7 protein-coding genes are annotated in these 13,497 nt (G+C 36.9%); 5 read left to right on the top strand and 2 right to left on the bottom strand.

Annotated elements, in window-relative coordinates:
- Positions 1 to 464: 464 nt before the first annotated feature.
- The 4 genes from MSVAZ_RS10360 to MSVAZ_RS18870 all read left to right on the top strand — a co-directional run bounded on the left by MSVAZ_RS10360 (position 465) and on the right by MSVAZ_RS18870 (position 7,141).
- On the top strand, positions 465 to 2,162 hold the full coding sequence (locus MSVAZ_RS10360) for a right-handed parallel beta-helix repeat-containing protein (protein ID WP_048120760.1): 1,698 nt from the start codon (positions 465 to 467) through the stop codon (positions 2,160 to 2,162).
- A gap of 63 nt (positions 2,163 to 2,225) precedes the next feature.
- Positions 2,226 to 2,369: a PKD domain-containing protein gene (locus MSVAZ_RS21255; RefSeq protein WP_232316294.1), complete on the top strand. Its 144-nt coding sequence runs from the start codon at positions 2,226 to 2,228 to the stop codon at positions 2,367 to 2,369.
- 411 nt (positions 2,370 to 2,780) lie between these two features.
- Positions 2,781 to 4,568, top strand: a complete 1,788-nt coding sequence (locus MSVAZ_RS18875) for a PKD domain-containing protein (RefSeq protein ID WP_052727947.1) — start codon at positions 2,781 to 2,783, stop codon at positions 4,566 to 4,568.
- A 692-nt stretch (positions 4,569 to 5,260) separates the two neighbouring features.
- On the top strand, positions 5,261 to 7,141 hold the full coding sequence (locus tag MSVAZ_RS18870) for a PKD domain-containing protein (protein WP_052727946.1): 1,881 nt from the start codon (positions 5,261 to 5,263) through the stop codon (positions 7,139 to 7,141).
- A 518-nt stretch (positions 7,142 to 7,659) separates the two neighbouring features.
- Here the strand turns inward: MSVAZ_RS18870 and MSVAZ_RS10345 are convergent.
- Positions 7,660 to 8,535 (bottom strand): cation diffusion facilitator family transporter, encoded by an 876-nt coding sequence (locus tag MSVAZ_RS10345; RefSeq protein WP_048120757.1) that lies wholly within the window; start codon positions 8,533 to 8,535, stop codon positions 7,660 to 7,662.
- A 349-nt stretch (positions 8,536 to 8,884) separates the two neighbouring features.
- Here MSVAZ_RS10345 and MSVAZ_RS10340 point away from each other — a divergent pair, with 349 nt between their 5' ends.
- Positions 8,885 to 9,874 carry a hypothetical protein gene (locus tag MSVAZ_RS10340; protein ID WP_048120755.1) on the top strand — a complete coding sequence of 330 codons (990 nt, stop codon included), beginning with the start codon at positions 8,885 to 8,887 and terminating at the stop codon, positions 9,872 to 9,874.
- A 577-nt stretch (positions 9,875 to 10,451) separates the two neighbouring features.
- On the opposite strand, the gene MSVAZ_RS10335 is transcribed toward MSVAZ_RS10340, so the two are convergent.
- Positions 10,452 to 13,247, bottom strand: a complete 2,796-nt coding sequence (locus MSVAZ_RS10335) for a PocR ligand-binding domain-containing protein (RefSeq protein WP_048120753.1) — start codon at positions 13,245 to 13,247, stop codon at positions 10,452 to 10,454.
- Positions 13,248 to 13,497 lie beyond the last annotated feature (250 nt).

The raw sequence follows: 13,497 nt of genomic DNA, 5'->3' as shown, positions 1-13,497 counted from the left end.
AGGGTCGAAATGTAAAGAGGATACGAAATTTTTTAATCTTATCTTGTTGAAATCCTCTTAGAGTCTTCTGAAAGGCCAACACCGGCATATTAAGTTAGAACCGACCTCTAATATTGAGTGCACACTCCAGTTCTGAATATGCTAGTGCATCGATTCCAAAGTATGTCAGAAATGAATTTTTTGAAAACCACTGAAAGCACGGAAGACACGGAAATCAGTAGTAAAGGCGTGTTTCTTCCGTGTTTTCCGTGGTTGTAATATCCAGATAGAATCACTCTGCGACCGGCTGCATTTTCCGTGTTACAAAATTCCATGTGACTTTAAAATAATATTTGCGTCATAAACTGTGTTTATTTCCTTATTATATATATATATTTGAAACTCGATATACTAGTTGTAAAAGTCAGTGATCATAACACTTTTCAAATAGGTTATAAGTTAAACAGGTTTAGGAGGAATCTTCAATGAAAAATTTTAAAGATTTTACGACAATATTTATCCTTACTCTTTTTTGTCTTGTGTTAATTAGCCCTGCAGCTTTGGCGGCAAATAGCGTGATTGACAAAGAAACTGGACCCGCTGAACCAGGTTTTTTTCATACACCTAACTATGCAAACGACGCAGCCTGTATTCAAGCGGCACTGGATTACTCAAAAAGTGGGGATACAATAACTATCCGCAAAGGGGACTATTATATCACAAAAGGAATATATCAAAAAAATAAAAACCTGAATATAATAGGAGAAGGAAACGTAACTCTTCACATTCAAACTTCTAATACAGAATATAACGATATTTATTTCGGTGGATCACAGATCACAAGCGGAACCCTGAGTACTGATGCCAGGAAAGACTCATCTCAAGTGGTCTTAACTGATGCTTCCAAGGTTAGCAAGAATGACTTAATTAAAATCTGGAAAAATGTTCCTTGGTGCCCTTCAAATTATCCTGATAATTATCCTGATCAAATGACAGGAGAAATTTATGCTGTTAAAAGTGTAACAGGAAATGTTGTTACTTTAAATCAACCACTTCTTAGAGACTACAAATTATCCGAGACTGTAAATGTCGAGGTGTACAGACCTGTTCAAATACATATAAAAAATATAAGGCTAGAGGATACAGGTGAGGCTATGTCTCATCATGGACTGGCTATGCAATATTGCAAGGATAGTTCTGTCACTGACTCCTGGTTTAATGAATGTGGTTTCGGTGCTATTTGTCTGTACTCCTGTTTTAATGTGAGTGTTAATAATAATGAGATTTACAATTCAACTCTCCCTAATTCTGGGTACGGTGTAAACGTAGCTAGCGGTACGGCTTTTGTCAATATAGAACAGAATCACATAGAGAATTGCAGGCATGCTATAACAGGAAATTCAGCTGAACTCAAGTCTTTAAGTCGAGATGTCTTTATTGCCAACAATACTCTAATAGGAGCAAGTATCACCGGCTCTAATGTTGTTGATGCTCACGCTGATACTATTAATTTTGTAGTAACTAGAAACAAGATATACCCGCAAATAACATCTGAAACCCTGTACTATTGTACATTTCTGGAATACCGGTCACCGCAAGAGCTTCCATTCTATTTTGCATTTTCAGATGGCACACAACAGTCTACTTTCTCTAACAATGAAGTTTTTGGCGGATATGGAGGGATATTTGCACGTGGCGCTGTAGGTAACGGAGTACACGTTTACGAAAATAACACATTTAATGATATGTTGGGTAATATGTATGAAGGAGGAAATGGAACGGATGAGACGCTTATAATAAGGAATAATATTCAAAACAGTGGGATGCGTGGAATTATTTTCCCATTTTACGGAGGTTTCAAGGATATAGTAATAAATGAGAACACTTTTAGCAATCTATCTCATCAGGGAGTGTATCAGAAGTTTCTAATAAACGGGGTAAACTCAGATATTTCTAAAAACACTTTTGAAAACCTGGGCCGGGAAGGAATATATATCGATGGGAATTCCTTGAAAAATGGTGCTGTGAAAATACAAAATAATATCTTAAAAAATGTGAATACCTCAAATTCATCCTCCGGAGTCACAGTCAAAAATGTTCAAAACCCCGAAATCAGCGGAAACAAGATAATCGAAGGCCCGATATTTTCTGTTGCTGCTTTTTTGGAATCTCCAAATCCATGAAAAGCCCCACTTAAGGTACAGTTTTATGACAGAAGTACAGGTTTACCAACTTCATGGTAATGGATTTTTGGAGACGAGACAAACTCAACAGCCAAAAGTCCAGCTTATAACTATTCAAATGTAGGGAAGTATACCGTTAGTTTGACAGTAAAGAATGCTAAAGGCAGTAATACTAAAACTATTTCTGGATATATTAAAGTTCAGTAAATAATGAATTCCCTAAATTAAAAACAGTAAAAAAGTAAAGGATAAAGGACAGTGAGAGTCATCGAGCAAGTCTTACTAAAAAAGCAAAAGTATTCTTTTAGTCAGACTTGAGAATTACCTTTTTTTACAATTTTCAGTAACTAACTCTCATAATCCAGTTTATTAATTTATTTTCAGCTTGTTTAAGATTTTCAAAATTCTCCTCCTACTTCTTTGCACCAGTGCAGCCAGATATTTCTTTGCATATTTGCCTCTCTTCTATACTTATTCCATGACAAACCTTTCTAGAATTTTTTACACTTGCCTGATTTTTACAAATTTAGGGTTTTAATAAAAAAGTTTAAGAATATAAACAACTTAAAAATATTAACATTTTTATATGGTAAATCTATAAAAAAAAGGAGTAGGATAATGAAAATTAACAAAAAATTATATTCAGTAACCTCAGTATTAACAGTTCTGATTTTATTTTTAATTCTGATTCCATCTACGGCATCAGCAGCTTCATCGTCTGCAATCACTGAAACTCGGATAACCGACCATGGAACGGCATCCAATCCAGATATCTATGGAAACAATATAGTGTGGCAGGATAACCGCAATGGAAACTGGGATATATATATATTTGATCTCTCAACTAAAAAAGAAATTCACACTACCAATACAACAGATCAGATAACTCCTGCTATTTATGGAAATCTGGTAGTTTGGGAGGATGGGCGCAACGGAGGTCATGACATTTATATGGAAGACCTCTCTACAAAAAAACAAACTCGGATTCCTACAAGCGGTGCAGCATCGACGCCTGACATCTATGGAAACAAGATAGTGTATGTCAAGCAGGCTTTTAATGAGAGGGAAAGTTGGTATGACCTCTACATGTATGATCTTTCCACAAAAAAGGAAACTCAAATACCAACGGAAAGCTCAGCACACGGTCCTTCCATTTATGGTGATAAGATAGTGTGGTTAGACTTTGACGCATTCAACGGTGGAAACTACTATATCTACATGTATGACCTTTCCACAAAAACCCGAACTCAAATCGCTAAAGCCTACTGGGGTAAAGGCCAGATTGGTGTGCCTGAAATTTACGACGGCAAGATAGTTTATAGTGCAGATTTCAATTGGTCGGATAACATGTATGATGATATCTACATGTATGATCTTTCTACTAAAAAAGAAACTCAGATAACTAACATTTCAGGTGTTCAGGCGTGTCCTGTTATCTATGGCAATAAGATAGTGTGGGAGGATGATAGTGGAGATGATGGTAATACAAATCATGGTATCTACATGTATGATATTTCCACTAAACAGGAAATGAAAATTAGCGCCAAAGAATCGGCATACTATCCTGCTATTTACGGTAATAATATAGTATGGCAATATAGTGACCGTTATGTAACCGGCGACATCTACATGGCTACTCTCGGTTCAGACCTCCCTGTAGCTGCTTTTTCTGCATCTCCAACTTCTGGAAATTTGCCCCTTAAGGTTCAGTTTTCTGATAAGAGCACAGGTTCTCCAACCTCATGGAAATGGAACTTTGGAGATGGAAAAACTTCAACATCCAGGAATCCTGCACACACGTACGCTAAAGCCGGAAAATACACTGTCAGTCTAACAGTAAAGAATGCAGCTGGAACAAACACAAAAACAATAAAGAACTATATAACTGTAAAAACAGCTCCTGTAAAACCTGTTGCTGCATTCTCTGCATCCCCAACTTCAGGATATGCACCACTGAAAGTAAAATTCACTGACAAAAGTGCCAATAGTCCAACTTCATGGAAATGGAATTTTGGAGATGGAAAAACTTCAACATCGAAGAGTCCTACATATACCTACAGTAAAGCAGGAAAATATACTGTCAGTTTAACAGTAAAGAATGCTGCAGGAAGCAGTACGAAAACAATAAAGAACTATATTGTTGTAAACGCGCTGAAAGCTCCGGTTGCCGCTTTTTCTGCTTCTCCAAGGTCAGGAAAAGCACCATTGAAGGTGCAGTTTACTGACAAAAGCAGCAATAGTCCAACTTCATGGAAATGGAGCTTTGGAGACGGAACTTATTCAACAGCCAAAAACCCTGCGCATAAATACAGTAAAGCAGGAAAATATACTGTCAGCTTAACAGTAAAGAATGCTAAAGGCAGTAACACTAAAACTATTTCCGGATATATTGTAGTAAGCAAATAATGAATGCCCTAAATTGAATAAAGTGAAAAGGTAAAGGCTAAAGGATAGTGAGAGTTAGCGGGCAAGTCTGAATAAAAAAGCAAAAGTACTCTTTTAAATCAGACTCGAGAATTACTTTTTTTACAATTTTCAGTAACTGACTCTCATAATCCAGTTTATTAATTTATTTTTATCTTATTATGATTTTTAAAACCCTCCGTCATTTCTTTGCGCCAATGCAGCCAGATATTTCTTTGCAGATTTGCCTCTCTTCTATCATTATTACTTGACAAACCTTTCTAGAATTTTTTACAATTTCCTTATTTTTACAAATTTAGGATTTTAATAAAAAAGTTTAAGAATATAAACAACTTAAAAATATTAACATTTTTTATATGAGGGAGCATCCCAAAACTTGATTTAATTTAGGTATTGCTGCTGATATTACAACCTCAAAGTATGATTTTCACACTGCTTAAATTTGGCAATTAATATTTAATTAAGTTTATTAAAGTGTTAATTGTTAGGGACTTTGGTCATACAACTTATATTGATGGTTAAAAGTTGTAAAGTTTGGAATTCAGTCGTGTGCAAAATTAAAGATTGAAGTCAAAAATCCAAAACCTCGATTAATTATTTACAAGAGATCTAAAGAAGTAATTTCGAGTTTTGGGGCTAATTATGAAAACATATAAAAGAAAAGGAGTAGGACAATGAAAATTAACAAAAAATTACAGTCAGTAGCCTTAGAATCAATAATTATGATTTTATTTTTAGTTCTGGTTTCATCTACGGCATCAGCACAAACTGAACCAGATCATCATAACATTACTCCACCAGAAATCACAAGTGAAACAGGGAATACACCAGATGACCAGGTTCTGTCCGAGGATGTAGCTACAGAAGGAAATGCGACGGCTAGAGAATCTATACAAGCTGCAGCACCAAATATCCCTAAGACTAGAATTACTACTCATGAAACGGCAGCCAATCCAGATATCTACGGTGACAAGATAGTGTGGCAGGATAACCGCAATGGAAACTGGGACATATACATATTTGATCTCTCAACTAAAAAAGAAATTCACACTACCAATGCAACAGATCAGATAACTCCTGCTATTTATGGAAATCTGGTAGTATGGGAGGATGGGCGCAACGGAGGTCATGACATTTATATGGAAGACCTCTCTACAAAAAAACAAACTCGGATTACAAAAAGCAGCCAAGCATATGATCCTGCAATTTATGATAATAGGATAGTTTGGCAGGACAAACGTAATGGAAATTCGAATATCTACATGTATGATCTATCTACTAATAAAGAAACTCAGATCACTACCAGTGGAACAGCATACAAACCTGATATCTATGGAAACATAGTAGTGTGGAAGGACGAACGTGATGGAAACAACGATATCTTCATTTACGACCTTTCCACTCAAAAAGAAAATCAAGTTTCCACTAGTGGAACAGCAGATGATCCTAGGATCTATGGTAACAAAATAGTGTGGGATACCCTTTATGACTATCCCTCGGCAATCTACGTATACGATCTCTCCACTCACAAGGAAACTCGAATTTCTGATGGGATTTCATACAAGCCAGACATTTATGGTAACAGGATTGTGTATGAGGATAACCGTAACGATGTAAGTGGAAACACGGATATTTACATGTATGATCTCTCGACTAATAAGGAAACCATGATAACCTTCGAGGACTTGGAAGATCATGATAACAATCCGTATCAGGTAGATCCAGCTATATATGGTGATAGGATTGTGTATACAAAATGGTATCCGCAAGGCGACATCTACATGGCTACTCTCGGTTCAGACCTCCCTGTAGCTGCTTTTTCTGCATCCCCAACTTCAGGAAACCTTCCACTGAAGGTACAGTTTACTGACAAGAGCACCGGGTCACCAACTGCATGGAAATGGAGCTTTGGAGATGGAAAAACTTCAACATCCAAGAATCCTGCACATACGTACACTAAAGCCGGAAAATATACCGTCAGTTTAACAGTAAAGAACGCAGCTGGAACAAACACAAAAACAATAAAGAATTATATAACCGTAAAAACAGCTCCTGTAAAACCTGTTGCTGCATTCTCTGCATCCCCAACTTCAGGATATGCACCACTGAAAGTAAAATTCACTGACAAAAGTACCAATAGTCCGACTTCTTGGAAATGGAGTTTTGGAGATGGAAAAACTTCAACATCCAAGAATCCTGCATATACCTACAGTAAAGCAGGAAAATATACTGTCAGCTTAACAGTTAAGAATGCTGCAGGAAGCAGTACGAAAACAATAAAGAACTATATTGTTGTAAACGCGCTGAAAGCGCCGGTTGCTGCTTTTTCTGCAAAACCGACCTCCGGAAAAGCCCCGCTAAATGTGCAGTTTACTGACAAGAGCGCCAATAGTCCAACTTCATGGAAATGGAGCTTTGGAGATGGAAAAACTTCAACATCCAAGAACCCTGCGCATAAATACAGTAAAGCCGGAAAATATACTGTAAGCTTAACAGTAAAGAATGCTAAAGGCAGTAGCACTAAAACTATTTCCGGATATATTAAAGTCCAGTAAATAAACACAGTAAACTCACGAATTAATTGAGGAAATATAGTAAACTCACGAATTAATTGAGGAATATAGTAAACTCACGAATTAATTGAGGAATATAGTAAACTCATGAATTAATTGAGGAATATAGTAAACTCACGAATTAATTGAGGAATATAGTAAACTCATGAATTAATTGAGGAATATAGTAAACTCACGAATTGATTGATGATTTGCTAGATTCCTCAAAATTCCTTATTTTTTAATAATACCCACATTCGGCAGTATTTTTACAAAAACTAATATTTTCCATGCTAAAGTTTTTGGAACATATTCAAGTAATTATGGCTCATGATAGCGCCTGGTGAAAATTGAATGATATCGTTTTTTGGTTTAGAACTTAGTTTGACAGCATTCCCTAATTGATACTGAATATTTTCCTTCTTTTTGGTCTAATTGAGCTTGACAATTCGTTTAAATTTTTAAAAATTTGTTAGATCTTCTATGTAATTTCATTCCTTTTTGCTACCATCCTTTGTGCATTATTTCTTCGATTCAAAAAGACATTCTGTTGCAGAACAAAGTCCTTCACCTTCAAGTTCAAGGGTTGAATGCTCTATGTGATGTCCCTCTAAATTGCTTTTAATAGATTGCCTCATTTTATCCGGTGTTTGTAAATATTTGTCTTCCACAACTACATGAGCTGTTAAAAGAACGGTTTCTCCTTCCAGAGACCATATATGGAGATCATGAACCATCTTCACTCCTTCAACCGATAAGATAGATTTCTTAATCTCATCAATGTCGATATACTCCGGGACTCCTTCTAGAAGAAGGTTAAATATTTCTTTTGCGTTTTTAGAAACTCCCCATAATACAAAAACAGTGAATCCGATTGTCATTATAGGATCAATAACTGGTTTGTCCCAGAACCGTATAATTATCGACCCGATAAGCAGGACTATCCATCCCAAAATGTCTTCCAGAAGATGCCAGGATAATACTTTCTCACTCTGGCTTATCCCTTTCTTTAATCGAAAATATCCCAGGCCATTTATGGTAATTCCAATGACTGCAATTAAAACCATTCCTTCGGCGTTTACAGGTTCCGGACTGATCAGACGCGGGACGGCCTGAGTAAGTACAAACAACGATCCGGCTACAAGTACAATAATAGTAAACGTTGCAGATAAGAGAGATAACCTTCGATATCCAAAAGTCATTTTACTTGTTGCAGGTTTTTTTGCTTTTATTTCCGCGTACCAGGCTATTATTAACGCAAAACTGTCCGCAAAATCATGCAATGCATCAGCTATCAGTGCCAGGCTGTTTGTTAAGAATCCTCCAATCAGTTCTATGAATGTGAAGAGTATGTTCAAAGCCGCAGCAAACCCTACATTTTTTTCCCTATCCCCCATAAATAGTTCATTAACTCATGTTGCTGTTAAACCTTATGTTCCAATGGAACTGAGAACTTAAAACAGTAAGGTCTGAAATTTTCAGGTCTGAAGTTTTCAGGTCTGAACTCATATTAGTTCATAAAAAAATTGATGCAATAAAGATTAGATAATCTTTTATTCGTAAAATTATATAATATCTACTTAGTCTCTTTACTGATTTATCACATAATTGGCTGGGTAAATAATCCAGGTTTGGATTAATGTGACTTTAGTAATAGATGATTCAGATATTATTACATAACCTGAAAAGATCTTAATTACAAACTGTACATTAACTTTGAAAATAAAGCTATTTGGGGGAAAATAAATGAAAAATAAGGGGAGGCTATGTTCAATAGCTTTAGCTTCAGTATTCCTGATTTTTGTTTTTTTGATTTTAATCTCAGCTGCAGCTTCAGCGGCTCAAGTTACGAAAATTGGTACTGGATACGATCCTGCTGTTTATGGTAACAAGGTAGTATGGACAAATGGAGTTGTTATTCATCTATACGATCTGACCAACAAAACAGACACTACGGTTAGCTCTTCTGGAGCATCATGTCCTGATATTTATGACAACAAATTAGTGTGGCGTGATGAAAGCAGTGGAAGACCAAGACTTGCCGTGTACGATATACCAACAGCCACAAAAAGTTATATCACACGGAATGTAGACCAATATAGCAAACCTGCTATTTACGGCAACAGAGTTGTCTGGAGTGCAAATGAAAGTGTGTATCTGAGGGATATATCTAAATCCAAACAGACTAAAATCGGAAGCGGTAGTAATCCCGATATCTACGATACAAAAGTGGTTTATTATTCTTATTCGGAAGATCCAAACGCGGATATGGCTATCAGAATGTATGATCTCAAAACGAAGAAAAAAATAACTGTCACTTCATCTGGAGATCCAAATATACCACGTATATGGGGTAATAAAGTCATCTGGGCTGACGTATATAATCACCAGGGATATATTGCGATGTATGATATCTCAACAAAGAAAACCGTAGACGTCACACATCAACTTGACACCGATCCATCTGGGAATGAATACGGTGCCAGTACAGGGACGCACATTGACATACAGGATGAGAAAATTGTATACAATAAATGCGTTGATGATTATGAAGGCAAACCTGGAGTATATGTGTATAACATATCAACAGGAAAAAGTACACTGGTATATAAGTATCCTGAAGACGTTTATACGACGCCAGAAATATACGATAATATTGTTGTATGGGGAATAGACAAGAACTATGTTGATAGTGCGGATGATAATGATATCTATTTATGCAACCTTGTAGACTAACCCGAAAACCGACAGCAACTTTTGATGCTGATATAACATCTTGTGTATCTCCTCTCGAAGTTCAGTTTACAAGTACGACACATTTATTCGAAGAATATCATGTATGTTTAAGAAGGAAGCATCAGCGACAACCAGAACTTAAATACAGCCAGAACTAAGGAGACATATAGCAAACGGACATGATATTCTCCGTAATTCCTTCTTCTCTTGCAGGTGGTCCGGATGAAGGGCAGATAGGTTGTGTATGCCTGTATAATATAGCCTTGTTGCAGTGCTGACGATATTGCCGCTATTCTATCGGCTCCACAAAAATCCGGGGCTGCCGATCTACAAAATACTTTTTCTTTGACACTTTGATGGTCGGCGTGCAATTAACTGCTTCGATTATTTGAGGTTAAAATAATAAATCTCATTAAAAAATTCAATCTCAACTGATATATCTATACGATTGAAATTTAATCCAAGTTAATTATATATTACTTGCCTCTGATGTTTACATGCAATAGCATAGCGAACAAACAGTATATGAATTCTCGTCAACTGATCATTGTATGAGAATTCGATTTTACTATTTTTTTCAATTTTGCACTGGCACCTTGAACCTTATAACAAATTCAGTCCCAGAACCTCTTTTGAGTTCAATTTTGCCCCCTAACTGGTCTACCAGGACTTCCACTAACTGTAAGCCAAGAGATCTGGAATCTTCTATATTAAACTCCTCAGAAATACCAGTCCCGTTATCCGAGACTATTAAAGTAAAATCAGTGACGTTATAATTTTCTTTTGTTCTTCCCTGCTTTTCATCTGCGTGCTTTACAGAGTTTTCTTTGCGAAGTTTGATTTGAATTTTCCCATTATCTCTGCCTAAAAATGCGTACTTCAGGGAATTTGAAACAAGTTCATTAATGATTATTCCAAGTGGAACAGCGACATCCATATCAAAGAAAATGTTTTCTTCCAGCTCGACGTTCAGGCTCGTATTGATATTTCCAACTCTATAAGTCTGGAACAGATTTTCAACAAGCCTTTCAAGGTATGCCGAGAAGTTTAATGTATCTGTTCTTTTGCCTTCATGGAGCTCTTTGTGGATAAGGGCGATTGACATTACTCTATCCTGACTCTCTTTGAAAGCGTTAAGAACTTCCACATCCTTAGCATATTTTCGGCTTCTGAACTTTTCAGCCTGCAGGTCAAGAAGAGAAGAGATCACTTGCAGATTATTTTTAATTCTGTGATGGATTTCTTTTTTTCTGGCTTCTTCAGCTTTTACAAGTAGTCTTTCCGCATTGATTTGCTCAGTAATATCTCTTGCAATAGCTGAGATAGCAATCAACTTTCCAGAAGCGTCAAAAACGGGAGAATAAGTTATTGAAACATTTGTCATTGTGCCATCTTTTTTTAGCCGTAAAGTTCTGTAATGATGGACTTTTTCTCCATGTTTTACTTTTTCAATTATCTTTTTTATTTCCCCTTTTAGATTATCCGGTTCCAGTATTGAGACATTTTCACCCAGAATTTCTTCAGCAGAATAACCGTAAATATGTTCTGCCGTTTTATTCCAGCTTGTAATAGTACCATCAAAATACTCTGTTACAATAGCATCATTTGATGATTCCACAGCATCCGCTAATATTCTGATCTTCTCCTCTGCTTTCTTGCGATCTGTAATGTCCTGAATTGTTCCCCTCAGTCGAATTGGACTTTCTGTCTTATCAAAAACAACTTTGCCCTGCGCGTGGACTATACGTTCTTCGCCATCAACTGAGATAATCCTGTGATCAATGCTAAAGGACTTTCCAGCTAAAGCACTTTTAATGGCATTATCCACATAGCCTCGATCTTCGGGATGTGTAAAGTTTAAGAGCTCACGATATGTATGAAACAGCTTTTGGGGAGCGCACCCAAAGATAAGGCACATCTCATCAGACCAGTACATTTCATCAGTTGCAAGATTCCAATCCCAATTTCCAATATGGGATAATTTTTGGGCTTCAGAGAGTCTTCTCTCTTCCTCCATCAGTGATTCATAAGCCTTTTCAAGCTCTGATGTACGTTCTTTAACTTTTGCTTCTAAACTATCATGTGCTCTTTTAAGGGCTTCTTCTGCTTTTTTGCGCTCAGTTATATCCTGCGTTATACCAAAGCCGCCGGTCACCATCCCGTCTTTGTCAAATTCAATATATGCTTTTTCACGCACCCATTTGATCTTCCCGTCTACGACAATTCGGTGTTCGATGTCGTATGGTTCGCCCTCTAATCCCATCTTCCATTTTCTATCAACATATTCCCTGTCATCCGGATGAACTTTTGAAAGAAAAGTTTCATAGGTTAAAGGGATACCTTTTTGGACACCGAAGATGTGGTGATTTTCATCAGACCAGGTTAGTTTGTTTTTGCGCACATCCAGACGCCAGCTTCCGATATTTCCCACGGTTTGAGCACGATCGAAATCCTCCCTGTTTTTCTCTAGCTTATCCACAAGGATATCGCTTTTTGCAAGCGACTGAGAAAGCTTGAAGTTACTGTAGCTTAGTTGTGATAGTATACTGGCAAGTTTCACGAAGAATGCCATTTTTTTGTTCACAGATTCCTTACTTAACCGTGGAACTTTTTCAAACGCTGCTATGTATTCCTCCTCGTTGAAACCGTATTTTCTAGCCTGGGATCTGAAAAGTTCATAGTCCACAGTTTCGTCTTCAAAAAAGAACTGCCCTGAGAAAATATTGGCAACGTGCTTACCGCCTACCATGACTGGGGTCGCTACATCCCACATATTGTTCTTGCACCTGTAAAGCTTAAACTCTCCAGGGGAAACACCAACGGATAACTTTATGTCGCTTTCTACACAGTTTTTGCAGGTTTCGGGGTTGATTCTATGAAATTTTGTGCAGATATCCTGCCATGCGACGCCCGCAATAATATTGCCCTTCAGGTCGATCAGGCCCACGGGAATGTGAACAAGCCTATAGAAATTATCCATGAGAGCCTGGATCGCTGGAACATCAATAATATCAGTCAGATCAAGGTTTGCCACTTCACCAGCTTCACTTTCCGGAAGTTTTTCTTCAAATTCTCTCCAGTCACTTATATCGAATCCATAAATGTTTACGCGTTTTTCTTCAGGTATCGGGTAAAACCTGACAAGATATACTCCTTTTCCCGTTTCAACTTTTATTTTTTCAGGTTTATTTAGGGAAACTACATTCTTTACGACACCTTCGATATAGGACGGCAGTTTCTCTCCTACTGCCACACCCCATTCATGTAATAAGGTCTCACCAGCTTTATTTGAGTAAAGGACAGTGCAATCATTTGTCACACTGAGTACAGGATTCGGATTTGTTGACGGAAATAGCTCCAGGTCTATTGCCATAATCCCCCCTCAAGCTCCTCTATTTGATGGCCTAACTTTACTATATTGTTACGACCACTCACAAGCTTGAGTATCTTCTTTAGTTTAAAAAAATATATCATTTATTAAATTTAAATGCTATCTTAAAATTTATAATATCGCCAAACCTGAAAAACAATAAGAAATGTTGACTAATGCAATACAAAACTGGAAATATATCATTTATTGTAACTATTTGCCATGAAAGTTGGCATGAGAGTTTGCATGAAAT

Source organism: Methanosarcina vacuolata Z-761, from assembly GCF_000969905.1.
In the GTDB taxonomy this organism is placed as follows: domain Archaea; phylum Halobacteriota; class Methanosarcinia; order Methanosarcinales; family Methanosarcinaceae; genus Methanosarcina; species Methanosarcina vacuolata.
This window is presented reverse-complemented; position numbering and strand designations above follow the sequence as displayed.